The 26,274-nt window shown below is 62.0% G+C and carries 25 protein-coding genes, 1 tRNA gene and 1 pseudogene; 8 read left to right on the forward strand and 19 right to left on the reverse strand.

All coding sequences use genetic code 11. The features are described 5' to 3' along the window. Positions 1-30 precede the first annotated feature (30 nt). The 3 genes from iscR to trmJ form a co-directional block, all read right to left on the reverse strand. Entirely contained in the window at positions 31-528 is a 498-nt protein-coding gene (gene iscR, locus IFT80_RS07035) for a Fe-S cluster assembly transcriptional regulator IscR (protein ID WP_122479554.1), read from the reverse strand. Between the two features lie 320 nt (positions 529-848). After that, positions 849-1,628 (reverse strand): serine O-acetyltransferase, encoded by a 780-nt coding sequence (cysE, locus tag IFT80_RS07040; protein ID WP_192137043.1) that lies wholly within the window; start codon positions 1,626-1,628, stop codon positions 849-851. Further along, positions 1,629-2,381, reverse strand: coding sequence for a tRNA (cytosine(32)/uridine(32)-2'-O)-methyltransferase TrmJ (gene trmJ / locus IFT80_RS07045; RefSeq protein ID WP_122713491.1), 753 nt, complete (start codon positions 2,379-2,381; stop codon positions 1,629-1,631). It abuts the gene before it with no gap. Positions 2,382-2,514: 133 nt separating this feature from the next. Here trmJ and suhB point away from each other — a divergent pair, with 133 nt between their 5' ends. Further along, complete coding sequence (suhB, locus tag IFT80_RS07050) at positions 2,515-3,330, forward strand: type III secretion system regulator SuhB (protein ID WP_122479557.1); 816 nt, start codon at positions 2,515-2,517, stop codon at positions 3,328-3,330. 81 nt (positions 3,331-3,411) lie between these two features. Here the strand turns inward: suhB and argE are convergent, their stop codons facing one another. From argE to IFT80_RS07090, 8 genes are all read right to left on the reverse strand, one after another. Then, positions 3,412-4,566: an acetylornithine deacetylase gene (gene argE, locus IFT80_RS07055; RefSeq protein ID WP_192137045.1), complete on the reverse strand. Its 1,155-nt coding sequence runs from the start codon at positions 4,564-4,566 to the stop codon at positions 3,412-3,414. After that, positions 4,563-5,240 carry a DUF1028 domain-containing protein gene (locus IFT80_RS07060; RefSeq protein WP_192137047.1) on the reverse strand — a complete coding sequence of 226 codons (678 nt, stop codon included), beginning with the start codon at positions 5,238-5,240 and terminating at the stop codon, positions 4,563-4,565. The genes argE and IFT80_RS07060 overlap by 4 nt, the downstream gene beginning before the upstream one ends. Positions 5,241-5,253: 13 nt before the next feature. Continuing rightward, positions 5,254-5,664, reverse strand: coding sequence for a RidA family protein (locus IFT80_RS07065; protein ID WP_122713495.1), 411 nt, complete (start codon positions 5,662-5,664; stop codon positions 5,254-5,256). Positions 5,665-5,726: 62 nt separating this feature from the next. After that, a complete protein-coding gene (locus IFT80_RS07070; protein WP_192137049.1) occupies positions 5,727-7,022 on the reverse strand; it encodes a flavin-containing monooxygenase in 1,296 nt (431 codons plus the stop codon). A 122-nt stretch (positions 7,023-7,144) separates the two neighbouring features. Beyond that, positions 7,145-7,876 carry a class II aldolase and adducin N-terminal domain-containing protein gene (locus IFT80_RS07075; protein ID WP_192137051.1) on the reverse strand — a complete coding sequence of 244 codons (732 nt, stop codon included), beginning with the start codon at positions 7,874-7,876 and terminating at the stop codon, positions 7,145-7,147. 72 nt (positions 7,877-7,948) lie between these two features. After that, complete coding sequence (locus IFT80_RS07080) at positions 7,949-8,782, reverse strand: transporter substrate-binding domain-containing protein (protein WP_122479562.1); 834 nt, start codon at positions 8,780-8,782, stop codon at positions 7,949-7,951. Positions 8,783-8,807: 25 nt separating this feature from the next. After that, a complete protein-coding gene (locus IFT80_RS07085) occupies positions 8,808-9,680 on the reverse strand; it encodes a phytanoyl-CoA dioxygenase family protein (RefSeq protein WP_192057700.1) in 873 nt (290 codons plus the stop codon). A gap of 29 nt (positions 9,681-9,709) precedes the next feature. Then, positions 9,710-11,230, reverse strand: a complete 1,521-nt coding sequence (locus IFT80_RS07090) for an amino acid ABC transporter permease/ATP-binding protein (RefSeq protein ID WP_192057701.1) — start codon at positions 11,228-11,230, stop codon at positions 9,710-9,712. Positions 11,231-11,739: 509 nt separating this feature from the next. Between IFT80_RS07090 and IFT80_RS07095 the strand changes: the two genes are divergently transcribed. Continuing rightward, the gene (locus IFT80_RS07095; protein ID WP_192137053.1) at positions 11,740-12,699 is read left to right on the forward strand and encodes a LysR substrate-binding domain-containing protein; all 960 of its coding nucleotides are present in this window, start codon (positions 11,740-11,742) and stop codon (positions 12,697-12,699) included. Here the strand turns inward: IFT80_RS07095 and IFT80_RS07100 are convergent. The 6 genes from IFT80_RS07100 to queA all read right to left on the reverse strand — a co-directional run bounded on the left by IFT80_RS07100 (position 12,684) and on the right by queA (position 18,786). Continuing rightward, complete coding sequence (locus IFT80_RS07100) at positions 12,684-13,232, reverse strand: glycine zipper 2TM domain-containing protein (RefSeq protein ID WP_122713500.1); 549 nt, start codon at positions 13,230-13,232, stop codon at positions 12,684-12,686. The genes IFT80_RS07095 and IFT80_RS07100 overlap by 16 nt on opposite strands. A gap of 120 nt (positions 13,233-13,352) precedes the next feature. Further along, positions 13,353-14,264, reverse strand: coding sequence for a protein translocase subunit SecF (secF, locus tag IFT80_RS07105; RefSeq protein ID WP_122479566.1), 912 nt, complete (start codon positions 14,262-14,264; stop codon positions 13,353-13,355). Between the two features lie 9 nt (positions 14,265-14,273). Next, complete coding sequence (gene secD / locus IFT80_RS07110; protein WP_122479567.1) at positions 14,274-16,142, reverse strand: protein translocase subunit SecD; 1,869 nt, start codon at positions 16,140-16,142, stop codon at positions 14,274-14,276. A gap of 62 nt (positions 16,143-16,204) precedes the next feature. Beyond that, positions 16,205-16,540: a preprotein translocase subunit YajC gene (gene yajC / locus IFT80_RS07115; RefSeq protein ID WP_122479568.1), complete on the reverse strand. Its 336-nt coding sequence runs from the start codon at positions 16,538-16,540 to the stop codon at positions 16,205-16,207. Between the two features lie 51 nt (positions 16,541-16,591). Then, positions 16,592-17,707, reverse strand: coding sequence for a tRNA guanosine(34) transglycosylase Tgt (gene tgt / locus IFT80_RS07120; RefSeq protein ID WP_163007623.1), 1,116 nt, complete (start codon positions 17,705-17,707; stop codon positions 16,592-16,594). A 14-nt stretch (positions 17,708-17,721) separates the two neighbouring features. Beyond that, on the reverse strand, positions 17,722-18,786 hold the full coding sequence (queA, locus tag IFT80_RS07125) for a tRNA preQ1(34) S-adenosylmethionine ribosyltransferase-isomerase QueA (RefSeq protein WP_192137055.1): 1,065 nt from the start codon (positions 18,784-18,786) through the stop codon (positions 17,722-17,724). Positions 18,787-18,895: 109 nt separating this feature from the next. On the opposite strand from queA, the gene IFT80_RS07130 reads away from it, so the two are divergent. The 4 genes from IFT80_RS07130 (at position 18,896) to IFT80_RS07145 (ending at position 22,764) form a co-directional block, all read left to right on the forward strand. Next, positions 18,896-18,980, forward strand: a tRNA-Leu gene (locus IFT80_RS07130). Between the two features lie 241 nt (positions 18,981-19,221). Continuing rightward, complete coding sequence (locus IFT80_RS07135) at positions 19,222-19,845, forward strand: LysE family translocator (protein ID WP_192137057.1); 624 nt, start codon at positions 19,222-19,224, stop codon at positions 19,843-19,845. A 101-nt stretch (positions 19,846-19,946) separates the two neighbouring features. After that, complete coding sequence (locus IFT80_RS07140; protein WP_192137059.1) at positions 19,947-21,152, forward strand: MFS transporter; 1,206 nt, start codon at positions 19,947-19,949, stop codon at positions 21,150-21,152. A 58-nt stretch (positions 21,153-21,210) separates the two neighbouring features. Next, positions 21,211-22,764 (forward strand): alkaline phosphatase D family protein, encoded by a 1,554-nt coding sequence (locus tag IFT80_RS07145; protein ID WP_122479575.1) that lies wholly within the window; start codon positions 21,211-21,213, stop codon positions 22,762-22,764. Positions 22,765-22,821: 57 nt separating this feature from the next. Here IFT80_RS07145 and IFT80_RS07150 read toward each other — a convergent pair whose 3' ends face one another. Beyond that, on the reverse strand, positions 22,822-23,439 hold the full coding sequence (locus IFT80_RS07150) for a LysE family translocator (RefSeq protein WP_192057707.1): 618 nt from the start codon (positions 23,437-23,439) through the stop codon (positions 22,822-22,824). A 12-nt stretch (positions 23,440-23,451) separates the two neighbouring features. Beyond that, on the reverse strand, positions 23,452-24,228 hold the full coding sequence (locus IFT80_RS07155) for a 2OG-Fe dioxygenase family protein (protein WP_122479577.1): 777 nt from the start codon (positions 24,226-24,228) through the stop codon (positions 23,452-23,454). A 124-nt stretch (positions 24,229-24,352) separates the two neighbouring features. On the opposite strand from IFT80_RS07155, the pseudogene IFT80_RS07160 reads away from it, so the two are divergent. Continuing rightward, positions 24,353-25,313, forward strand: a pseudogene (locus IFT80_RS07160) (LysR substrate-binding domain-containing protein). An 82-nt stretch (positions 25,314-25,395) separates the two neighbouring features. Further along, positions 25,396-26,259, forward strand: coding sequence for a class I SAM-dependent methyltransferase (locus IFT80_RS07165; protein WP_192057709.1), 864 nt, complete (start codon positions 25,396-25,398; stop codon positions 26,257-26,259). The last annotated feature ends 15 nt before the right edge of the window (positions 26,260-26,274 follow it).

Genomic DNA, 26,274 nt, shown 5'->3' on the forward strand with positions numbered 1-26,274 from the left:
ATCTCCTATCAGGCGGCTAACCTGGCTTTCTCATTCGACGGCAGACGTTTCGATCTTGTCCAGGCGTTGCGTGCGGCCGTTGCTGTTGCAACGGCGCAGGTCCTGGCGCTGGGCGACTTCTTGCACTTCACGGCGAGTGACAAGGTCGGACAGACTGATGCCGCTCAAAAATTCATGGATCTGCTGGCTGAGGTCGCACCACAGGTGATGGGTCAGGCAGGTGTCTCCGGCGTGGCAATCACCCAGGCCCTGGCACTTGGTGGCGTCGACCGATTCGTTGACCGCGTCGATGACCTGTGCAACCTGGATGCCTTCCATTTCGCGGGAAAGCTGGTAACCACCGCCCGGGCCACGCACGCTGGACACCAGGTTGCCCCGGCGCAGCTTGGCGAACAGTTGCTCCAGGTAGGACAGCGAGATGCCCTGGCGCTCGGAGATGTCGGCCAATGAGACGGGCCCACGCTGCGCGTGCAATGCCAGGTCGAGCATGGCAGTGACGGCGTATCGGCCTTTAGTTGTCAGTCGCATGGCTAGTACCACGGGTTCTCGGAATAGGTTCGATCATCCTATTTCCGAGTAAATTTGTCAACTATAAGTCCTACTGAATTACTAGGACTTGAGTGCAAAAACGGCGGCGCAATGATAGCAGACTAATGATGCAGGAGGGAGAACCCCATCGTGCGCACTCCCCCCGCAGGAGCGGCCATCGGCCGCGAAATGGATGCCGCGGTGGATCTGCCAGACCGAGGTGCGCCTTTCGCGGCCATGGACCGCTCCTACGGGGGTATCGAGGCACGCGTAGGAGCGGTCATCGGCCGCGAAACGGGCGCCGCGGTGGATCTGATGGATCAGGGGTTGGCCTTGCGCTCCGCGCCCTGCACGCATTCGAAATCCTCGTCACGCAGGGGCGGCAGGTCCTTGGCACGGTAGTCGCTGCCCAACTGATTGAGCGCGCCACACATGCCCTCGAGGCGCCCATCCACTGCATGCAGGTGATCGAGCAGTTGGCCGATGGCCCTGGCCACCGGGTCCGGCATATCTTCCCCACCGACACCGTAGGCATCGAAGCCGATCTTCTCGGCCATGGCCTTGCGCCGCGCATCGAGCTGGTCGTCGCTCTTGACGATGATCTTGCCCGGGATCCCCACCACGGTCGCGCCGGGCGGCACCTCCTTGGTCACCACCGCATTGGAGCCGACCTTGGCCCCGGCGCCGACGGTGAACGGCCCGAGCACCTTGGCCCCTGCCCCGACCACCACGCCGTCGGCGAGGGTTGGATGGCGCTTGCCCTTGTTCCAGCTGGTACCGCCCAGGGTCACGCCCTGATAGATCGTCACATCGTCGCCGATCTCGGCCGTCTCGCCGATCACGATGCCCATGCCGTGGTCGATGAAGAATCGCCGACCCACTGTAGCGCCCGGATGAATCTCGATCCCGGTCATCCAGCGACCGAAATTCGACACCACCCGCGCCAGCCATTTCAGCTCCCGCTTCCACAAGGCATGGGCCGCCCGATGCAGCCAGATGGCGTGCATGCCCGGGTAGCAGGTCAACACCTCGAACGCATTGCGCGCAGCCGGATCGCGATGAAAAACACTCTGGATATCTTCCCGCAGACGTTCGAACATTTACTGATCCTTGCGCTTATGCGGCTCACCCCGAGCGACCTTCTGGGTCTCGGTGAGAATGCCGCGCAAAATACTCATTTCCGACTTGTTCACGGCGCTGCGGCCAAACAGCCGGCGCAGGCGCGCCATCAAATGCCGCGGTTTTTCCGGGTCGAGAAAGGCGATGTCGACCAGCGTGTCCTGCAGATGGCCATAGAAGCGCTCCATCTCGTCGCTGGTCGCCAGCTCTTCGGCCTTCTCCATGGCAGCCGCCGGCCGCGTGCCCGCCAGCCAGGCCATGCGCACTTCATAGCCGAGCACCTGCACCGCCGCCGCCAGGTTCAGCGAGCTGAAATCGGGGTTGGACGGGATGTGCACATGGAAATGACAGCGCTGCAGCTCGTCGTTGGTCAGGCCGGCATGCTCGCGGCCGAACACCAGCGCGATCTGCTTGCCCTGCCCCGCTTCGTCGATGACTTTCTCGCCGCACTCACGGGGATCCACCAAGGGCCAGGGCAGGCTGCGGTCGCGGGCGCTGGTACCCAGCACCACCGTGCAGCCCACCAGTGCCTCTTCCAGCGTGGCGACCACCTGGGCGTTTTCCAGCACGTCACTGGCACCCGAGGCGCGCGCCTCGGCTTCGGGCGACGGAAAATCGCGGGGCTCGACCAGCACCAGCCGCGACAGGCCCATGTTCTTCATGGCGCGCGCCGCTCCACCGATGTTGCCGGGATGGCTGGTATTGACCAGGACGACTCGGATGTTATCCAGCACGGCTAGGGCTCTGTGTCGGGGAAAGGGCGGCAAATATTACAGAAGGCCTATAACTAAGGCTATGTCCCTCTTCTTGTCCACGACTTTTCTGCTAGAATGCGCGGCTTTCTTTAACGACCTAGGTGAAACGTCCATGCAGCCCATGCTGAATATCGCGCTGCGCGCCGCCCGCAGCGCCAGTGAATTGATCTTCCGCTCCATCGAGCGCCTGGATACCATCAAGGTCGACGAGAAAGATGCCAAGGACTACGTGTCCGAAGTCGATCGCGCCGCCGAACAGAAAATCATCGACGCCCTGCGCAAGGCCTATCCAACCCACGGCATCCGTGGCGAAGAAACCGGCTTCCACGCCGGCAGCGGCGAAGGCGAAGACTACCTGTGGATCATCGACCCACTGGACGGCACCACCAACTTCCTGCGCGGCGTCCCGCATTTCGCCGTCAGCATCGCCTGCAAATACCGCGGTCGCCTGGAGCACGCGGTGGTTCTGGACCCGGTGCGCCAGGAAGAATTCACCGCCAGCCGTGGCCGTGGTGCCCAGCTCAACGGTCGCCGCCTGCGTGTCAGCGGTCGCACCAGCCTGGACGGCGCCTTGCTGGGCACCGGCTTTCCGTTCCGTGACAACCAGATGGACAACCTCGACAACTACCTGGGCATGTTCCGCAGCCTGGTGGGCCAGACCGCCGGCATCCGCCGCGCCGGCTCCGCCAGCCTGGATCTGGCCTACGTCGCCGCGGGCCGCTTCGACGCATTCTGGGAGTCGGGTCTGTCGGAATGGGACATGGCCGCAGGCGTGCTGCTGATTCAGGAAGCAGGCGGTCTGGTGAGCGATTTCACCGGCGGCCACAACTTCCTGGAAAACGGCCACATCGTGGCCGGCAACACCAAGTGCTTCAAGGCGGTGCTGACCGCCATCCAGCCGCACCTGCCGGCTTCGCTCAAGCGCTGAGCGCCGACGCGACAAGCGCCGCGACGAAAAAAGCACCCTGATGGGTGCTTTTTTCATGCCCGAGATTCACGCCAACACGGACTATTCTTCGCAGGCAAAGGCCAGTATTCGACCCAACATCTCGTCGCATCCTGCCAACTGCGCGACGCTGACGAACTCATCGGGCTTGTGCCCCTGCGCCATGCTGCCCGGCCCGCACACCACCGTGGCGATACCTGCCTGATCGAACAGCCCGCCTTCGGTGCCGAACGCCACTGTGGAGAACGCCCGCGAACCGCTGAACCGTGCGATCCAGCCAGCGGCCTCGCTGGCATGGCTCACGTCCAGGCCCGGATAGCTGGACAACTCGCTGAAGCGAATGGCGCTCTGGCCACCGACCGCCTGCATGGCCGGCAGCAACGTGTGCTCAGCGTAACCTTGCAGGGCCTGGGTGAGTTGCCGCGGATCATCGGCGGGCAGCGAGCGCACCTCGAAATCGAAACGGCAATGCTGGGGTACGATGTTGAGCGCCGTACCGCCCGCTATCACCCCCACCTGCACCGTGGAAAACGGCGGATCGAAGCGCTCGTTGCGTGCATCCGGGGTTTGCAGCGCCTCACCCAGCCGGCCCAGTTCGGCAATCAGCCGCGCGGCGTACTCGATGGCATTGACCCCGCTGGGCGCATGGGCCGAGTGACAAGCCAGCCCCTCCACCTCGCAACGCATCGCCAGCTTGCCCTTATGGCCGAGCACGGGCGCCAGCTCGGTCGGTTCGCCGATCACGCACAACATCGGCTGCACCGGCCGGTGACGCAACGCTTCGAGCAGCGAGCGCACGCCCAGGCAGCCGACTTCCTCATCGTAGGACAGCGCGATGTGCAGCGGCCTGCGCAGGGGTGCCTCGACCCATGCCGGTACCTGCGCCAGTACGCAGGCGATGTAGCCTTTCATGTCGGCGGTGCCGCGGCCATACAGGCGCCCATCCGCTTCGCTCAGCTGAAACGGCGGATGGGTCCAAGCCTGGCCGTCTACCGGCACCACATCGGTATGGCCCGACAGGACGATGCCCGGCACATGGTCAGGGCCGATGCTGGCGAACAGATTGGCCTTGCTACGAGCCTCGTTGTAGATCAGCTCGCTGCTCACGCCGTACTCTGCCAGGTAGCCCTGAACGAATTCGATCAGCGCCAGGTTCGACTCGCGACTGGTGGTGTCGAAGGCCACCAACTGCGCCAGCAGATCACGGCTGGCGCTCATCGGGCGTCTCCCGGCACGCCGTAACCCGGCGCCACCGCCGGATTCAAAGCGCGGTCGATATAGTCCTGCATCTGCGGTCGATAGGCCTGCCACAGCTGCTGCAACTCACCCAAAGGATCATGCTCGGCCCAGTCCACTCGCAGGTCGACGACGGGCCACGGCAGCTCACCTACTACTTTCAGCGCCGCAGAGTGCACCGGCCCGGCTTCGCCACCGGCGGCCAGCCCGGCCAGCATGGCATGCAGCAAGCGCTCGGCCAGGTGCCCGGAGGCCTCTTGGAACGCCTCGACCAAAGCGTCGACCACCGCGGTGGCGGCCAGCATGTTGCCTGCCGCTACGCAGTGTTCACCGCTGCGCGCATGGTGAATGCCCAAGGTCTGGCTACCACTGACATGGGCGCTGCGCCCCTGCGCATCGAGGGCGATGATCTGCCGGTACTCACCGAAACCGTCGCGGCCCAGCACCTGCTGCAACGCCTCGGCAGGCGACACCTGCTGTTCGAGCAGCACAAGCGTCTGCGGGCCGAGGGCTGGCAGGGTGATGTTCTGTGACGACACCGCCCCCACACCGGCCAGCAGCCACGGGCAGCGGGCGCCCACGGCAATGCTCGAAGAACTGATGGCGATGCCCAACTGGCCGGTTTCGGCGCAGCGTGCCGCAATGGAAAAGGTCATAGCAGGGAACTCCTCATTCCGGGATGACGGCGATCACGTCGATTTCCATCAACCACTGCGGTTGGCCGAGGGCCGACACCACCAGGCCAGTGGAAATCGGGAAGACTCCCTTGAGCCAGCGGCCGACGACGTGATAGACCGGCTCGCGATAGCGCGGATCGATGATGTAGGTAGTGGTCTTGACGATATGCGACAGGTCGCTGCCCGCCTCTTCCAGCAACTGCTTGACGTTTTTCATGGCCTGCTCGGCCTGCGCGGCCGGGTCACCGAGCCCCACGAGGTTGCCGTCGAAATCGGTGCCCACCTGGCCACGCACATAGACGGTATTGCCGGCCCGGACAGCTTGGCACAGGTCATTGTCCAGGCTCTGGTTGGGGTAGGTGTCCTTGGTGTTGAACATCCGAATGCGGGTATGGGTAACCATGAACGAAACTCCTTGGCGTAGGCGTCGAGGTGACGCCACACAGTAGTGATCAACAGCTGCGATCAAGCGTTGGCGCGCAACGCGGCGGGCAAGTCCGCGGCCGACCTGGATTCGTCGTAGGCGCGGTATTTGCGCTGGGTGGCGATCTGGTCGGCGACATGCCGGGCGTCGTGCCATACGCCCCAGATAAACGCCGAACCGCGCCGCGACAACCATGGCAGACCGACGAAATAGATGCCTTGTTCGCTGCTCACGCCGCGCTGGTGACGCGGCTTGCCGTTGGCGTGGAAGGCGTCCACCTGCAGCCAGCTGTAGTCTTGCGAATAACCGGTGGCCCAGATGATCGTGGCCACGCCCGCCTCGGCCAGGTCCAGCGCCTGCAGCGGCTTGGCGATGCACGCCGCGTCGGCTACGCGCTCGCGGGCAGTCGGTTCCAGGGGCAAGTCCAGGCCGTTGCGCTCGGCATAGGCATCGGCCGCATCGAGCAGGGCCAGATAGTTCTCGTCACCCCGGTCGAGGTTGTCGTTCAGGTCCTGGGCAAAGGTGACGGTGCCATCGGCAAAACGCTCGGTCAGGCCGACCAGCACCATCCCGGCTTGCGCCAAGCGACGAAAGTCCACGGTATGCCCGCCACGGGCGCCACTGACGGCAATGGTGACGTGCTCGCGGCCCGCCTGCACGGTCTCGCTGTCCCACAGCCCGAGCACACCCAGCCACCAGCAGAAATCCCGCCCGCGGTAAGCGCGTGGCGGCCGGTCGTGCGGCCCAACCGACAGGTAGACCTTGCGCCCTGCGCGCAGCAGCTCCTCGGCGATCTGCACCCCGGATGACCCCGCACCGACCACCAGCACCGCGCCTGCGGGCAATTGCTCGGGGTTGAAATAGTGCGCCGAATGGATCTGGTGAAGCGCTGAATCAGTGGGCGCGATGGCCGGGATGACCGGTTTCTGGAACGGCCCGGTGGCCGACACCAGGTGCTTGACCGAATAGGTGCCCGCGCTGGTTTCCACGGTGAAGCCGGCGCGACCGACGTTGCGCGTCACTCGCTTGACCTCCACACCGGTCTTGATCGGCGCGTCGAATGTGCGGGCATAGGCTTCGAAATAATCGGCCACCTGCTCCTTGCCGGCGAAGCCATCCGGGTCCATGTCGAATTCCAGGCCGGGGAACCGATCGTGCCAGGCCGGGCCGTTGGCCACCAGTGAGTCCCAACGGCCCGAGCGCCAGGCTTCGGCGATGCGAGCCCGCTCCAGTACCAGGTGAGGGATGCCCAGACGGCTCAGGTGCTCGCTCATGGCCACCCCGGCCTGTCCAGCACCCACTACCAGGGTGTCTATTTCGGTGATCTGTTGGTTCATCTTGGCATCCTTCGGCAGGCCGTCAGGGCTTGCCGCTGTCTTCATGAAAATTCGAAAGCCGGGCACACGGCGTCCTGCGGCACCCGCGAGGCTGTGCAGAGCGCTCAGTGGATGTCGGGTGCTCAGTCCACCAGCGAGGGATCCGCCTGAATCATCAGGTACTTCATTTCTTCGAAATGGCGCTGGGAAAAATCGCTGATTTTCTCCCAGTCCCGCGCGGTCTTTTCCGCCACTTCATCAGCCAGCACCTTGAGCGGCTGGCCGGTCGACCAGGCGGTTACCAGAATCTGGCAGGCGCGCTCCAGGGTCCAGATGTCATCGAACGCCTCACCCACCGTGGGGGCAGTGACGATGACACCATGGTTGCCCATCAGCAGCCGGCTCTTGTCCTGCAGCAGGCTGGCCAGGCGCGCGCCCTCGGCGCTGGTATCGGCCATGCCGCCATACAGTTCATCCACCGCGACGCGGTTGAAATAGCGCGCCGTGTTCTGGTCGACCGGCACGATTTTGGGCTGCGCCAGGCAGGCCACGGCGGTGGTGTAGACCGGGTGCAGATGCAGCACCACACGGGCATCGGGCAGGCGTTGGTGAACCTGGCCGTGGATCGACCAGGCAGTGGCATCCACGTCCGGGCGCTGTGCGGCTTCGGCATCGTCGGCATCGAGTAGCAACAGATCACTGGCTCGCAGGCGGGAAAAATGCACCCACTTGGGGTTGAGCAGGAACTGCTTGCCGTCGGCGCTGATGGCCGCACTGAAATGGTTGGCGACCGCCTCATGCATGCCCAGGTGGGCGATGATACGGAACGTCGCCGCCAGGTCGACGCGCGTCTGTTCTTCGAAACTCAGGGCCATGGCGCTGGGCACTCCGTTGGCACGTACCCGCGACGATCCACGGGCACTGTTGGCTGATCTTGATGCGCGATATCAGGGCTTGGGCATCAATGTGGCGATGTCATCGGCGGTCGGCGCCTGGAACTTGTACTTGGCCAGCAGGGCGGCGTACTCCGGGGTCTTGCTGTACTTTTCCAGGCCTTCGACGAGCGCGTTTCTGACGGCATCGTTGCCCTTCTTCACGCCGAAGCCGTTGAGCACCGGGTAGATCAGGGTCTGCGAGGAAATCACTACGCGATTGCCCAGCTTGTCGACCACACCACGGGCGACCGCCGCATCGGTGATCTGCGCCTCGACTGCGTGCGCCAGCATGGCCTGGGTTGCCTGTGGATCGGTGCCGTACTCGCTGATGGCAATCGGCTGCAGGCCATTCTTCACGCAATATTCGGCAGACAGCTTCTGCAACTGCTGCAGCCAGGACGTGGCACCCATGGAGCCGATCTTGTGGCCGCAGAACTCTTCGGGCGTCTTGGGCTGATAGTCACTGCCCTTCACTGCAAGTATCGACTCGCCACTTTTCAGGTAAGGGACCATGTCGATCACCTTCAGGCGGTCGGCGGTGATGTACATCGACGAGTTGGTGATATCGAACCGTCCGGCCTGCAGTCCGCTGATCAGGTTGGGAAAGCGCGTGTCGATGTTTTCCGCAGTCATGCCCATGACCTTGGCCAGACCGTCGAGAAATTCGATATCGAAGCCGGCGGGTTTGTTCTTCTCCATGTACTCGTAGGGGAAGAACGTCATATCGGAACCGGCGACGATCTTGCCGGGCTGCTGGAACGCCGAAGCGCTCAACGAGCTGGCAGCCAGGACGGCGCCGAACACGGCCATGGCAACGGGGCGGACGATCAGGCTTGGCAATTTCATGGGGTATTCCTCGCAGTCAATGGAGTCAGACAGTCGTCAGGTCGGTACCGGCCTGCTGGACGAAAAACGATGCACCCTTGGGTTTCTGGGGCAGGCGAACGTGGTGATCGGTGCTGCGCACCAGGCCGCTCTCGCGCCCGGCCACCAGAAGCCCGGCGTGCTCGCTGGGCAGCGGGTTGTCGGCCAGCGGCAAAGCGTCCTCGGCGGCGTAGACGCTGATGAACAGGGTTCGCGGATCTTCGGTGTGGTTGGGGCTTGAGGCATGCAGCAGACGGGTGTGCATGAAGCACACCGAACCGGGCGGACCGAAGCAGGCCACCGGCGCCTGGCAGTGCTCATCGACCACGGCATCGGCCACCGCACCGGTAAAACGCTCGTCGTGCCAGTGCGACCACAGCGGGCCTGTGTGGCTGCCGGGGATGACCTTGAGCGGGCCGTTCTGCGGGGTCACTTCGCTGACCATCAACAGCGCCGTCACCAGGTCATCGTTGCTGTGCGGGGTGAACAGGAAATCCTGGTGCCATTTCACCTGGGTGGCGGTGTGCGGCAGCTTGGAGTTGATCTTGCTGTGGTGGAAGCGCGTGCCGGTACCGCCGATGAGTTGCCCGGCAATCTCGGCCATGCGCGAGGCGAAGGCGGCCTGACGATACGCCGGCGAAATCTCGGTGGGCGAGGCCACGCGGCGCAGCGAAGGATGGTCCGCGCGGTGATCGCTTTCCACATCGAAGCGAGGGCGCCCATCCAGTGTTTCACCCCAGGCCAGGGACTGGCTGCGGCTGTCCTGAACCCACTGGTCGAAGTCCTGTTGCAGCGCGGCGACTTCAGGCGCAGCCAGCACGTCCTCCACGACCAGAAAGCCATCTTGATGAAACCGGTCTATCTGCCATTGCTCGATCATGTTTGCTACTCGCACCAGTTAGGTGGGATTCAAGCCAACGAGACATCTTTGAGGAACGCTTCCACCCGCGGGTTGTGCCCGCTACGCAGCGCCTGCGGGCTGTCATCGCAGACCACGCGGCCCTTCTCCATGAAGACGATGCGATCGGACACCTTGAAGGCGAAATTCATTTCGTGGGTCACGATGATCATGGTGATGCCTTCGCTGGCCAGCGCTTCGATGACCTGCAACACCTCGTTGACCTTCTCAGGGTCGAGCGCCGAGGTGGGTTCGTCGAACAGCATGATCTGTGGGCGCATCATCAGTGCGCGAGCAATCGCCACGCGTTGCTGTTGGCCACCGGACAACTGATGCGGGTACTTCCAGGCATGGTCGAGCATGCCGACCTTGTGCAGCAGGGCGTAGGCCTGCTGCCGGAGATCGGCCAGCGGCGCCAGGCGGTGATAACGCGGGGCCATGAGCAGGTTGTTGAGCACGGTCATGTGCGGGAACAGGTTGAAGCTCTGGAACACCATGCCGATGTTCAGGCGATGCTCGGCGTGTTCTACATAGCGCTGCGGCTGTGCGCCCTGTCGGTCCAGGTGAATGAACGGCTGGCCGTTGATCTTGATCTCACCGTTGTCGATCTGCTCCAGCCCGTTGAGCAGGCGAATCAGCGTGGTCTTGCCCGAGCCCGAAGGGCCGATGACCGAAACCACTTCACCCGGCTGGATCTGCAAGCTCACCGCGCCCAGTACTTCGACGTCGTTGTAGGCCTTGTGCAGCTTGGTCGCCTGCAGCGCGGGGCCAGTCGAATCGCTGTTGGGCCGCGCCACAGCAGCCTTGTGCTCGGTGGCCAGCCGTAGCACTTCGGCATCGGGCAGGCGCGCGGCCTTGGTCTGGGTCACGTCCAGATAGCGCTCCAGGCGCTTGAGCAGAAAGTCGAACACGGTCACGATCAGCACGTAGAAGAACGCCACTCCGGCCATGGTTTCCATGACCAGGAAGTTCTGCGAGTACAGGCGCTGACCCACCATGAGGATCTCGGTCAACGAGATCACCGACACCAGCGAGCTGAGCTTGACGATGGAGATGAATTCATTGGTGAGCGAAGGCAGCGCCACCCGCAATGCCTGGGGAATGACGATGCGCCATTGCGTGCCGGCAAAGCGCAGGCCCAGGGCTCGCGCGGCCTCGCTCTGGCCCTTGGCGATGGACAGCAAGCCACCACGATGGATCTCTGCGACGTAGGCGGTTTCACTGAGCACCAGCGCGATCAGGCCAGCCCAGAACGGGTTGGCCAGCACGGCCGATGTGGACGGCATCGCCTGCGGCAGGTTGTAGACGAATATCAGCAGCACCAACAGCGGCAGACTGCGAAACAGCCAGATATAACCGCGCGCTGGCAGATTGATCAATGGACGGGTGGACTGCTTCGCCAGGGCCAGAACAAAGCCCAGCACGATACTGATGACCCAGGTCAATACACTGAGTTGAATCACGGTCCAGGCCGCCATCCAGAACTCGGTATCGCTGAGCAGACCAAACATGTATTTCCAGTCAAACGTCATCGTCGGCTCGCTCGGCAAGGTCAATAGTGATGGGTGACTTCCTGTCGGATCTGAACTTCGAACGTTGCCCGTTCTGCCCGTCTTGTAACCATCATGATTGATGCCAGGTCGTGCCGAAATTAGTAAATTCGAGCCCCTTGCATAGGAAAAACCTAAGCAGGAGCGGCACGGTTAGTTCGCTACGGAAGACTGCGTACGCTACGCAGTGAAACAACCACGACCTTCGAAAAGCCCGTGCACGGTATTGGCGCGGTGAACTTCCAGTCCGTGCGAACATGGGGCGTTTCGCTGCGCAAAGGCAAACCTGCCTGTATTTGCTGGATGTGCCGGAATGTCGCAGCCAGGAGCGCCCTGGTGAAGCAGGCTGCCGCGCCGTGCCACGGGAACATCCCGCAATGCTGGCGATATGGCCAGGCCAGTACTGGCATGGTCTTCGCACAGCCTTGGCAAAGATAGGTAAAACCTATTCAGCCAGCGCATCGCGGAACAGCGCTGCACAGGAGTCGAACGTGATGCACTTTACCCTGCGGCAACTCAAATACTTCGTGGCTGCCGTAGAACAGGACAGCATTGCCGAAGCGTCCAGACAACTGCATATATCCCAGCCGTCCATCTCGGTTGCCATCAAGAATCTGGAAGAAGCCTTCAACCAACCTTTGTTCGTTCGCCATCATGCCCAGGGTGTTTCACTTACCGCTGGGGGCGGCAGGATCTATGAGAAGGCCAAGGAGTTGTTGCGCCTGTCCCAGGAATTGGAACAGGACTCACGCGCCGAGAATGGCAATGTTTCCGGCACTATTGCCATTGGCTGTTTCGAATCGGCAGCGCCTTTGTACATGCCCAAGTTGGTGGCTGGATTCAAAAGCCTATACCCGGAAGTTTCCATTCAGTTGTATGACGGCGAACAACATGAATTGATGCATGGCCTGCACCGGGGTCGCTTCGACCTGGCTTTTCTCTACGATCTGGAGCTGGGCACGACCATACACAAACAGGCCCTCAACGCACCGCACAAGCCCTACGCGCTGCTGCCTGTCGAGCATCCCCTGGCACAACAGCCGTCCGTGACCTTGCAGGCCCTGAGCCAGGAGCCGATGATCCTGCTCGACGCCGTCCCCAGTCGCAGCTACTTCATGGATATCTTCACCGAAAAGAGCTATGCGCCAGTGGTCGCCTACAGCTCCCCTTCCATTGAAATGGTGCGCTGCATGGTAGGGCAAGGCCTGGGGTTTTCGGTGCTGGTGACGCGGCCGTGTACGCAGATGACATACGACGGCAAGCTGCTGGCTCACCTGGAGATCGAAGACGACATGCCGGCCTCGACCTTGGTGATGGCGCACCTGCGCAACAACCAGCCAAGTCGGGCGACCCGGCTGTTCATGGAGTACTGTTCAAGTGTGGAGCTGACGCCACCTGGGGCGGCGGCGCCTGCGATCGAGGCAGAGCGAAAGGCTTACTGCCCGGCTTGATTTTCGCCCAGGATCAACTGACCCTGCTTGTTCACAGGGATCTGCGAACCGGGATCACGATCCATGCGCACCTGGCCGACCTTGCCATCGAGCTGGTACTTCACGTTGTAGCCAACGACCTTGTCGCTGATGTCATTGACGGTGTTGCAGCGCGTCTGGGTGGTGGTGTAGGTGTCACGGCCTTGCATGCCTTCCTGCACCTTGTTGCCTGCATAGCCACCGCCGACGGCACCGGCCACGGTCGCGATCTTCTTGCCATTGCCACCGCCGACCTGGTTGCCGAGCAAACCACCTGCCACTGCACCAAGGACGCTGCCAACGATCTGATGCTGGTCCTGAACGGCCTTCTGCCGAGTCACGGTGACGTCCTTGCACACTTCGCGAGGCGTCTTGATCTGCTGTTTGATCGGCTCTGCGGCCAATACGTCAGCGTACTCGGGGCCCTTGTTCACGAGGCTGTAGGTTGCAACGGCACCTCCGGCTGTAACACCGACTGCACCGAGCACTGCACCAATCAGCAACGATTTATTCACTTTGAACCTCCTGACTACAATCATGGCACGAAGCCACGCTTCCATGCCTTGGAGCATAAAAAAAGGCGCGAGTTCAATACTCGCGCCTTTCGGGCCTTGCCGCCGGGACAGTCGAACGTCTTATGGACGGTCGTCGACCTGGTCCTTGGCCACTGGAGGAATCAGATCCTCGCTGCTCAGGTTCAGCCAGATCAGTACCACGTTGGCGATGTAGATCGACGAGTAGGTACCGGCCATCACGCCGATGAACAGCGCCAGCGAGAAGCCCCACAGGTTGTCGCCACCGAAGAACATCAGTGCGGCGATGGCCAGCAAGGTAGACACCGAGGTCGCCACGGTTCGCAGCAGCGTCTGGGTGGTGGACACGTTGATGTTCTCGATCAAGGACGCCTTGCGCATCACCCGGAAGTTCTCGCGAACCCGGTCGAATACCACGATGGTGTCGTTGAGCGAGTAACCGATGATGGCCAGTACCGCCGCCAGCACCGTCAGGTCGAAGGTGATCTGGAAGAACGACAGCAGGCCGACGGTGACGATCACGTCGTGGATCAACGAGAGGATCGCGCCGACTGCGAACTTCCACTGGAAGCGGAAGGCCAGATAAATGAGCACGCCGCCCAGCGCCAGCAACATGCCGAGGCCGCCCTGGTCGCGCAGTTCTTCACCCACCTGCGGACCGACGAATTCGACGCGCTTGACCGTGGCAGGGTTGTCGCCCCCGACCGTCTGCAGCGCCGCTGCGACCTGGTTGCCCAATTGCGGGTCTTCACCCGGCATGCGCACCAGCAGGTCGGTGGTAGCACCGAAGTTCTGCACCACGGCATCGTGATAACCGGCTTTCACCAGCTCTTCACGCACCAGGCCCAGGTCGGCCGGCTTTTCGTAGGTCAGCTCGATGAGCGTACCGCCGGTGAAGTCCAGCCCGTAGTTCATGCCCTTGTGAAACATGCTGAACAACGCCAGCACGGTAAGGAGCACGGTGATGGCGAACGCAATATTGCGAACGCCCATGAAGTTGATGGTACGTAACATGGCAGCCCCTTAAATCCACAACTTCTTGAAGTCCCGACCGCCGTAGATCAGGTTGACCATTGCGCGGGTCACCATGATGGCCGTGAACATCGAGGTAAAGATCCCGAGGGACATGGTGACGGCGAAGCCCTTGACCGGGCCGGTGCCCATGGCGAAGAGAATGCCGCCGACCAGCAGCGTCGTCAGGTTGGCATCGATGATCGCGGTGTAGGCGCGGTCGAAACCTTCGTGAATGGCGCGCTGGATGCTCATGCCATTGGCGATTTCCTCACGTATGCGCGAGAAGATCAGTACGTTGGCGTCCACCGCCATGCCCATCGTCAGCACGATACCGGCAATGCCCGGCAGCGTCAGGGTTGCCCCCAGCAGCGACATCAGCGCCAGCAGCATGACCATGTTCAAGGCCAGTGCCACGGTGGCGATCACACCGAAGAAGCGGTAGATGGCAATGATGAACAGCGAGACGAACAGCATGCCCCACAACGACGCATCGACACCCTTGGTGATGTTGTCGGCACCCAGGCTCGGGCCAATGGTACGTTCTTCGGCGAAGTACATCGGTGCCGCCAGACCACCGGCACGCAACAGCAGCGCCAGTTCGGATGACTCACCCTGGCCGTTGAGGCCGGTAATGCGGAACTGGCTGCCCAGTGGCGACTGGATGGTCGCCAGGCTGATGATCTTCTTCTCTTCGGTGAAGGTCTGTACCGCAACGTCCTTCTCGACCCCATTGACCGTCTGCTTGACGTAGCGCGTAGTCGGGCGCTGCTCGATGAAGATCACCGCCATGCTGCGGCCAACGTTGCTGCGCGTGGCGCGGCTCATGAGGTCGCCGCCGTGGCCATCGAGCTTGATGTTCACCTGTGGCTGGCCGTGTTCGTCGAAGCTGGCCTGGGCATCGGTAACCTGGTCACCGGTGATGATCAGGCCACGCTCGACTGCCGCGGGAGCACGGTTGCCCTCGCGGAACTCGAAGGTTTCGGTAGTCGCCTTGGAATCATCCGGACCGGCACCGAGACGGAACTCGAGGTTGGCGGTCTTGCCGAGGATACGCTTGGCTTCGGCAGTGTCCTGCACGCCCGGCAGCTCGACCACGATGCGGTTGGCACCCTGGCGCTGGACCAGCGGCTCGGCCACACCCAGCTCGTTGACCCGGTTACGCACCGTGGTCAGGTTCTGCTTGATGGAGTACTCGCGGATCTCCGCGACCTTGGCCTGGGTCATGGCCAGGCGCAGCACCGACAACTCGCTGCGCTCGCTGGCAGTCAGGTCGAAATCGGTGAAACTCTTGCGGATCAGGGCTTGTGCCTGGTCGCGGGTAGCGGTGTCGCTGAAGCCCAGCTGAATGGCGCCATCCTGCTGCGGCAGGCTGCGATAACGCACGCGCTCCTTGCGCAGCAGCGTCTTGACTTCGCCTTCGTAGACTTTCATGCGGGCGTCGAGCGCCTTGTCCATGTCGACTTCGAGCAGGAAGTGCACGCCACCGGACAGGTCGAGGCCCAGCTTCATCGGGCTTGCACCCAGGCTGCGCAACCAGGGCGGCGTGGTCGGAGCCAGGTTCAGGGCCACCACATAGTCATCGCCCAGCGCCTTGCGCACGACATCCTTGGCCGGCAACTGGTCTTCGGCCTTGGTCAGGCGCAGCAGACCACCCTTGCCGTTTTCGGCGAGGCTTGCGGATTTGACCTGGATGCCGGCGGCATTGAGTGCCGTGCCGACGCGATCCAGATCTGCCTGATTGACCTGCAGCGAAGTGCTCGCGCCGCTGACCTGGATGGCCGCGTCATCAGGATAGAGATTAGGTGCGGAATAGATAAAACCGATCGCCAGCACCGCCAGGATCAGTACATATTTCCACAGAGGGTATTTGTTCAGCATCACGCCGCCCGTTCAAGACGCGGGGCGCCTTGCGCGCCCCGACATGGGTAAAAGTCTGCAGCTTAGATCGCTTTGAGCGTGCCTTTGGGCAGGGTCGCGGCGATGGCGCCCTTCTGGATTTTCAGCTCGACGGTGTCGGACACTTCGATGACCACGAAGTCGTCGGTGACCTTGTTGATCTTGCCGGCGATGCCGCCACTGGTGACCACTTCGTCACCTTTCTGCAGGTTGCCCAGCAGGTTTTTCTGTTCCTTGGCACGCTTGGCCTGCGGACGCCAGATCATCATGTAGAAGATGACCAGGAAACCGACCAGGAAAATCCACTCGAAGCCAGAGCCGGCAGGGCCAGCAGCCGGTGCAGCGGCGTCCGCGAAAGCGGCGGGGATCAAAAAGCTCATTCAACGCTCCAGTTACTTAGAAGTTATTGACTTAAAGTCTTTATAAAACGGTCAGTCCAAGGGCGGCACAGGCAGCCCGCGCTTGGCATAGAAGGCATCGACAAAGGCGGCCAATGTACCCTGTTGAATAGCCTCGCGCAAACCAGCCATCAGCAGCTGGTAATGACGCAAATTGTGGATGGTATTCAACATGCTACCGAGCATTTCGCCACACTTGTCCAGGTGATGCAGATAAGCGCGCGAGAAGTTGCGGCAGGTATAGCAATCGCAGGTAGGGTCCAGCGGCGAATCATCGTGGCGATGGAACGCGTTGCGGATCTTCAGCACGCCCGTGTCGATGAACAGATGCCCGTTGCGCGCATTGCGCGTCGGCATCACGCAGTCGAACATGTCGACGCCGCGGCGCACACCCTCGACCAAGTCTTCGGGTTTGCCTACCCCCATAAGGTAACGAGGTTTGTCAGCGGGCATCAGGCCCGGCAGGTAGTCGAGCACCTTGATCATTTCATGCTTGGGCTCGCCCACCGACAGGCCGCCGATGGCCAGGCCATCGAAACCGATCTTGTCCAGGCCTTCGAGCGAACGCATGCGCAGGTTCTCGTGCATGCCGCCCTGAACGATGCCGAACAGCGCCGCGGTGCTTTCGCCATGCGCGTCCTTGGACCGTTGCGCCCAGCGCAGCGACAGCTCCATGGAGGTGCGCGCGGTGTGCTCGTCGGCCGGGTAAGGCGTGCACTCGTCGAAAATCATCACCACGTCCGAGCCCAGGTCGCGCTGGACCTGCATCGATTCTTCAGGGCCCATGAACACCTTGGAGCCATCCACCGGGGAGGCGAAGTACACGCCCTCCTCCTTGATCTTGCGCATGGCGCCAAGGCTGAACACCTGGAACCCACCGGAGTCGGTCAGAATCGGCCCTTTCCACTGCATGAAATCGTGCAGGTCGCCGTGCGCCTTGATCACCGCAGTGCCCGGGCGCAACCACAGGTGGAAGGTGTTGCCCAGAATCATCTGCGCACCGATCGCCTCGATGTCGCGCGGCAACATGCCCTTGACCGTGCCATAGGTGCCCACCGGCATGAACGCCGGGGTCTCCACCACGCCACGCGGGAAGGTCAGGCGGCCACGACGGGCTTTGCCATCGGTGGCCAGCAATTCGAACGACATACGACAGGTGCGACTCATGCGTGATCCCCTGGCGCGGCTTCGCTGGGACCGCGAGGCGCCGGATTGCGGGTGATGAACATGGCATCACCGTAACTGAAGAAGCGGTACTCGTTGGCCACCGCCGCCGCATAGGCCGCCATGGCTTCGGGATAACCCGCGAACGCCGAGACCAGCATCAGCAGCGTGGACTCCGGCAAATGGAAATTGGTGACCAGGGCATCGACCACATGGAACGGTCGCCCCGGAAAGATGAAGATGTCGGTATCGCCACTGAACGGCTTCAACACGCCGTCACGCGCCGCGCTTTCCAGCGAGCGCACGCTGGTAGTGCCTACCGCCACCACGCGACCACCGCGGGCCTTGCACGCCTGCACCGCGTCGACCACGTCCTGGCTGACCTCCAGCCACTCTTTATGCATGTGGTGGTCTTCAAGCTTCTCGACCCGCACCGGCTGGAAGGTACCGGCACCGACATGCAGCGTCACGAAGGCGGTCTGGACCCCCATCGCCTCGATCTGCGCCAGCAGCGCCTTGTCGAAATGCAGCCCCGCCGTCGGCGCCGCCACCGCGCCAGCCTTCTCGGCGTACACGGTCTGATAGCGCTCGCGGTCGGCGCTGTCGTCGGGCCGGTCGATGTAGGGCGGCAACGGCATGTGCCCGACCCGATCGAGCAGTGGCAACACCTCTTCATTGAAGCGCAGCTCGAACAGCGCATCATGCCGCGCGACCATCTCGGCCTCGCCGCCGCCGTCGAGCAAAATCTTCGAACCCGGCTTGGGCGACTTGCTGGAACGCACGTGGGCCAGCACGCGATGGCTGTCCAGCACGCGCTCGACCAGAATCTCCAGCTTGCCCCCCGACGCCTTTTGGCCAAACACCCGTGCCGGAATCACCCGGGTATTGTTGAACACCATCAGGTCCCCTGGCCTGAGAAAACCGGGCAGATCGGTGAATTGACGATGATCCAGCGCACCGGACGGCCCATCGAGGACCAACAGGCGGCTGCCATGGCGCTCCGCCAACGGATGGCGAGCGATCAGGGAATCAGGAAGCTCGAAAGAGAAATCGGCGACACGCATGATAGGGTTCGGCTGTATAGGGCTGAAAATTCTAGCAAAAATCTGCAAAATTGACCATGAAAGCTGATTGACCAGTGGTCGCGCCGTCTCTATACTTCGCCGCCTGTAAGCCCTGATGGCGGAATTGGTAGACGCGGCGGATTCAAAATCCGTTTTCGAAAGGAGTGGGAGTTCGAGTCTCCCTCGGGGCACCAAATCAGAAAAAAGACCTTCGCGAAGGTCTTTTTTTTTCGTCTGCGATTTCTCCCACTCCCGTTGCAGGGGCGGCAAGTGGCCGCGAAGGCGCCAGCCCAATCGCTACCACTTCCGCACCCATCCCTCGCCCGACAGGCCCCGCCCCGCGACCACTGTTGCCCCCACCTTCTCTTGAACTGTACCTCCCGCCGCTCGCTCGATGCGCCTACCCTGTGAACTCAATCCACAGGAGCGCTCGTCATGCCGGATGCAGCCAACCTCTACCTGTTCGTTATCGCCGCAATGCTCCTGTTGGTCGTTCCCGGACCCAACATGGCCTTCGTCACCAGCCACGCGCTGGCACACGGTTGGCGGGCCGGGGTGACGGCGGCATTGGGGATCTCGTTGGCCGACTTGCTGCTGACGCTGTTGGTCAGCGCCGGCATGGGCGCTGTCGTCATGAGTTGGGCGCCTGCCTTCGACTTGTTGCGGCTGGCCGGTGCGTGCTATCTGTTGTGGCTGGCCTGGCAAGCGCTGACGGCGCCGACTGGCGAAAGCGCTGCACCCCGCCCTCTGGGTTCGATCCGCAAGATCTTCATTCGCGCCACGCTCAACAGCTTGCTGAACCCCAAAGGCCTGCTGTTCTTCATGGTGTTTCTGCCGCAATTCGTCACTGTCGGCAACGCCAGTGTGACGGTTCAACTGGTCATGCTGGGTGTGCTGCTTCTGCTGATCTCCCTGGTTTTTCACAGTGTGCTGGCACTGTGTGCGGGAACGCTGCGCGGACGGTTGAACAGCATGCCTCGACGCTGGGCCAATTATGGCTTTGCGAGCGTGATGACAGCACTGGCAGCACGACTTCTATTTCTTGAGCGGCCGATATGACCACTCTCCCGAAGCACCTCCGGACAGGTATCCATCCCGCCTCGTTGGCCCTGTAAACTTCTCCCTCATGCCCCCCGCGAACAAGGAGTTCCGCCCTTCACATGAGTAATGCCTACCGTACATTCTTCGCAACCCCGGGCGTCGTGGCTCTGTTACTGGCGGGTTCCATGGCCCGGCTCCCACAGACCATGATCGGGCTGGGCCTCATCACCATGCTCGTGCATGAAACCGGGCGCTATTGGGTTGCAGGCGCAGTGGCGGGTACTTTTACCCTGACCAGCGCCATACTCGGGCCGATGATTTCGAAACTGGTGGATCAGCGCGGCCAGCGCAAGGTGCTGGCGCCCGTCGCGGCGTTCAGTATCGGCATGCTTCTGGCCCTGATCGGCGCCGTGCATTGGCATGCGCCGCTGTCGGTGCTGTTCGTGCTGGCCGCCCTGGCGGGCGTACTCCCCAGTTTCGGCGCAATGATCCGCGCACGCTGGGCCTACCTGTTTCGCGGAAAACCACAACTGCACGCCGCGTACTCCCTGGATACAGTGCTGGTGGAGTTCACCTTCATCGTCGGTCCACCGCTATCCATCGCCTTGAGCAGCGGTCTGTTTCCACAAGCCGGCCCGCTGGTAGCCGCCGTGTTGTTGGCCGTGGGCGTGGTTGCCTTTCTGCGCCAGCATGAAACCGAGCCGCCGCCGGTGCCGGCGGTCAAGGGTCCATCCACGTCTCCGCTGCGCATTCCTGCCTTGCGGATCATCGTGGTGGCGATGCTGGCGCTGGGGTTGCTCGGCGGCTCGGTCGATGTGGCGGTAGTGGCGTTTGCCAAGGAACAAGGCTGGCCAGCCGCCGCCAGCTTTATTCTGGCGGGGTTCGCTGCAGGGTCGATGGTTGCCGGGATCACGTTCGGGACAGTGAGAAGTGGGCTGGCATACGAAACTCAGCTGCTGATCGGCGCGGTATTCACTGCCGTGGCGACGACGTTGCCGATTTTCGCGCCCAATGTGTATTGGCTCACCGGATTGCTGTTCATCACCGGCATGTCGTTCGCACCGACGCTGATCGTGGTAATGAACATCGGCACGAAAATCCTGCCGCCCGGCAAGATCACCGAAGGGCTGACCTGGCTGAGCACAGGGGTCAGTGTCGGCATCGCGATGGGTGGGGCAGTCGCCGGTATGGTCATCGACCACTTCGGTACCCGTGCCGGATTCGCCGTTGCCATCGGTGCCGGGCTGTTAATGCTGACCGCCGTGCTCACAGGGCTGCGTACGCTGCAGGCAACTTCGGCGAGCGAGGTTATCGTGCCTGGCTGACACGCACCTGTCACATCCCCACGCTTACATAGCCCTTTCACTTTCCAAGGGCTATGTCATGACCATGTTCGATCTCAAGCGCCGTCGCCTCGTCCAAGCCGTGGGGGCAGGCTTTCTGTTGCCTGGGCTGGCGCCGGCGGTGATCGCCTCGGTCAAGGACCGGCCACAACTGACTGACGGCGTGCAGTCCGGCGACCTGATGGGCGACAGGGCCATGGTCTGGAGCCGCTGCGACCGCCCGGCACGCATGGTGGTGGAATGGGATACGCGCAGCATGTTCACCAACCCGCGCCGCCTGGTATCGCCACTGGCCGACGCGGGCAGCGATTTCACCGCGCGGGTCGAACTCAGCGGCCTGCCGGTGGACCAGGCGATCTTCTATCGCGTGCAGTTCGAAGACGCGCAGACCGGCGTCAGCAGCGAGCCGTGGTTCGGCCATCTGCGCAGCGAGCCTTCGCAGCGTCGCGACATCCGCTTCGTGTGGAGCGGCGACACAGTGGGCCAGGGTTTCGGCATCAACCCCGACATCGGCGGCATGCGCATCTATGAAGCCATGCGTCTGCGCTTGCCGGATTTCTTCATCCACAGCGGCGATACCATCTACGCCGACGGGCCGGTGCCCGCCACGGTGACCACCGAGAATGGCCGCGTATGGCGCAACATCACCACCGAAGCCAAGAGCAAGGTGGCGGAAACTCTGGACGAGTACCGCGGCAACTACCGCTACAACCTGATGGATGAAAACGTGCGGCGCTTCAATGCCGAGGTGCCGCAGATCTGGCAATGGGACGACCACGAGGTGACCAATAACTGGTCGCCCAGCAAGCAACTCGACGCGCGCTACCAGAACCGCGACATCCGTCATCTGGTTGGCAACGCGCGTCAGGCATGGCTCGAGTACGCGCCCATGCGCCTGCAGCGCGCCGACAACGGCGGGCGTATCTACCGCAAGCTCAGCTATGGGCCGATGCTGGACATATTCGTCCTGGACATGCGCAGCTACCGCAGTGGCAACGACGACAACCTGGCGGCCAAGCCCGAAGCCCGCACGGCGTTTCTTGGACAGGCGCAACTGGACTGGCTGAAGTCCGGGCTCAAAGGGTCGCAGGCCCAATGGAAAGTCATTGCCGCCGATATGCCCATCGGCTTGGGTGTCCCGGATGGAGAAATGAGCCCGGGGGTCGGGCGCTGGGAGGCGATCGCCAATGGCGATGATGGGGCCGCCAAGGGGCGCGAGCTGGAGATCGCCGAGCTGCTCGGCTTCGTGCGCCAGCAGAACGTGGTCAATACGGTCTGGCTGACTGCCGACGTGCACTACTGCGCCGCGCATCACTACCACCCCGACCGCGCCGCCTTCCAGGACTTCGAACCATTCTGGGAATTCGTCGCCGGGCCACTGAACGCCGGCAGCTTCGGCCCCAACCCGTTGGACGCCACCTTTGGCCCACAGGTGGTGTTCCAGAAAGCACCACCGGCCCAGAACACCTCACCGTTCGCAGGTTTCCAGTTTTTCGGTGAAGTACAGATCGAGGGCCAGAGCGGAGAAATGACCGTGCAACTGCGTGATCTGGATGGCGTGGTGGTGTTCGAGAAGAAGCTGCAGCCGGTTTGACGCCCATTGCACCGCACACATCCGGACAAATAGCCGCGGCGGGGGCGGTGCAATGGCTCAACTGCCAAGGCCCGGCAGTACCAGGCACGCGGCCAACCCTATGAGGGCGGTGCCGATCACCCGATCGACAACGTGTTGTTTCTCCAGCATCCGCCGACGCAGCGGCCCGGACGAGAAGAACAGCGCCACGATGCTGAACCACACCCAGTGCGAGAACGACATGAACAAGCCATAGGCAAAGTTCGTCATTATCGAACTGCCCGCCTGTACGACCTGACTGTAAGTGGCTACCACGAACAGCATGGTCTTGGGATTGAGGGCATTGGTGAAGAAGCCTGTCCGAAATGCGCTGCACAATGACGGCGCCCCGCCTCCCACGTTGGCCAATGCCAACTTGGAGGTGTTGAGCAACGAGCGCACGCCCAGGTAGATGAGATAACCGGCACCCAGCCATTTCATGCCCATGAACAACAGTGGCGACTGAGTGATGATCACGGCGATGCCGAACACGGTGTAGAACACATGCACCTGTACACCGCAGGCAATGCCCAAAGCCGCGATCAAACCACTCTGACGCCCGTAGGCATAGCTGTTGCGTGTGACCATGGCAAAGTCCGGGCCCGGGCTGATGACGGCCAATACGGTAATCAGGGCGACTGCCAATAATTCGTTCATGATCACGTCCCGTCAACGTTTCTTGAAAGTGACGACCAGGACATCCCGATGGGCAGGTCGATCGGGGTGTATGGGGATGACGGCGCTGACGCCGTGTCGAACCTGCTCATCGTTGAGCAGGGCGGCTTCCAGTTCATGGATCATCGAGTGCCTTGCCAGCAGCCGCAGGTCATTGTCGTAGATGGACGTCTCGCCCTCCATCACGTTGACTCGATTGACCAGCAGCATGAACACGAAGTCGACGCCATCGCGGTGCACACCTTCAGGTGTCGGGGACGCCGCTCCGCGGGATGCATCGATACGGAACTGATGCGCTTCGATATGCCAGGCACTTTGCCCAGCGAGGACGCCGAGAAAGGCGCAGCACAGGTCCATCACTGCCGAAAACACCTTGCCTGAGCAGACCTCGGTCGTGAACGGCGCGTAATGCCGGACGATGCCGCCGTTGAGGCCGTTGTGCTCGACGTTCTGGTAATGCGGTCGATGAGCGCAAGCCTGCCAGTGGCGACTGCCTTGCTCGATGGAGAGGGTCGCATGGCGACGCAGGCGATAGGTGCCGCCATCCCCCATGAATGTATCCTGCTGCAGATGATCCCAGCTTTGCCGAAACTGTTCCCAGTCCTGGATGAAGCCAGGCACGACGGTGTCCAGCAAGTGAGCGACCGTGGGAGGCTGCAGAAAGGCGAAGCCACTGTGAGCCACGCTTTCACATACATCGTTGATTGACGGCTCGAAAAGCCTCAGTCCAATGGCGCTGCTCGGCATTGCACGCTTATGCATATCTTCCATGGATTCTCTCCATTTTATTGGTAAGGCTGCCAAAATGCCCGGCAACGAGCGCAATCATGGAGTTTTGCGCAGGCAGGAAAAAACGATTTATAGTCGTCGAAACCTGTGAGATTTCGTCGTTCGTATGAGCCTTCCGCCCCTCGCCTCTTTCCGCTTTTTCAACGCCGCTGCGCAGAACCAAAGCTTCATGAAGGCGGCCGAGCAACTGCACGTGACGCACGGCGCGGTCAGCCGCCAGATTCGCTCGCTGGAAGACGCGTTGGGGGTGGAGCTGTTCGATCGGCGCAATCGTGCGGTCTTTCTCAACCATGCAGAACGGCTGCTGCACGACGTCACGCAGCCGATGTTCGAGCAGTTGGAGCAGGCGGTCCGCCAGGTGCAGCAAAAAGCGCGCGAAGACACGCTGGTAGTGTCCTGCGAACCGACGATTGCGATGAAATGGCTGATTCCCCGCCTGCCTGCCTTCCATCAGGCGCACCCGCAGATCCAGATTCAATTGCTGGCGGCGGGTGGGCCGATCGACTTTTCTCGATGCGGCGCTGACCTGGCCATTCGACGCGACGATTTTCGCTGGGACGATTCAGTCGAAAGTGCTGCGTTGTGTCCTGAATGGGTCGGTCCGGTTTGCGCGCCCGCCTTGGCGGAATCGGTGAGGCGATTGAGTGGTGTGCACGTGCTGCGCAGCAGCACACGACCGGCTGCCTGGGAGCAGTGGCTGCGACTGGCGAAGAAAGTGCCAGGGGAAGTGGCAACCGTCGAGTACGAGCATTTCTACCTGTGCCTGCAGGCCGCTACTGCTGCGTTGGGCGTGAGCGTGGCGTCACTGTTGATGGTTCAAGAGGAACTGGCATCCGGGCAATTGGTAGCGCCCTTCGGCTTCACTCGCGATGGTTCGAAGTACGTGGTGCTGTACCCGCGATTGCCGGAAGAAAGCACGAAGTGCGCCGTCTTCAGACAGTGGCTGAACGAGCAGGCAGAGGCATCGGTTGCCCAGACACTTTCCGACGGACGCTGATCCGGTTTCACCCCACCCTGCACGAATTAAAGGTGACCTCAACGACCTTGGGCTACGCTTTGTCTTATAACGCCCACCGTGGCTGGTTGGGCGTTGCGCTGTGCAATCAGCCTGGCGACAACAACCGCGCTAGCAAGCGTGCGAGGGCGAACATGAGCAATTTCGACAAAAACAGTAGCACCACAAACCCCAAGAGCTTGACCGAAAAACTTCTCAAACTCCTTCCATCGACGGCTGTAAAAGGCTATCTGCAGGGTGCCAGCTCATTCGACAAGGGGCGCCCGGACTACCCGAAGGAACTCGACAACTGGCTGCGCGAGATCATGCAGATCAAGCCGCACAGCAAATGGGACCCACCCCATACAACTGTACTCGACCTGGGCTCGGGGACTGGCAAGTTCATTCCGCGGTTGGTCGATATCGGCGCCGAGGTGTTCGCGGTGGAACCGGTTTCCGCCATGCGCGAGAAGCTGGAACTCAACTGGGGCGACAAGCCCTACGTGAAGATACTCGAGGGCGCCGCCGAAGAGATCCCGTTGAAAAACGAATCGGTGGACGCGGTGATCTGCGCGCATTCCTTCCACTGGTTTGCCAAACCCGAGGCCATGAAGGAAATCCACCGGGTGCTCAAGCGCGGCGGACGCCTGGGAATGATCTGGAACCTGCGCGATACCCGCGAGGACTGGGTACGTCAGGTGGCGGACGTGGTCAGCGCGGTGGCCGGTGACAGCCCGCGGTTCTACACCCAACAGTGGCGTGAAATGTTCCCGCACAAGGGCTTCGCCCACCCGCTGGTGGAAAAGCACTTCAGCCATTCGCACACCGGCACGCCGGAAGACGTGATTCTCAACCGGGTGCGCTCCATCAGCTTCATCGCCACCCTCCCCCCTGAACAGCAAGAGCCGATTTACCAGAGAGTCCGCGAAATCATTGCCACCCACCCCCAGCTCAAGGACAAGCAGGAAGTAACCGTGCCCTATGACACCGTGGCCTTTCATACTGTGAAGATTCTCTAGACCACCGTTGGCGCC

The organism is Pseudomonas sp. CFBP 8771, from assembly GCF_014841695.1.
Lineage (GTDB): Bacteria > Pseudomonadota > Gammaproteobacteria > Pseudomonadales > Pseudomonadaceae > Aquipseudomonas > Aquipseudomonas baltica.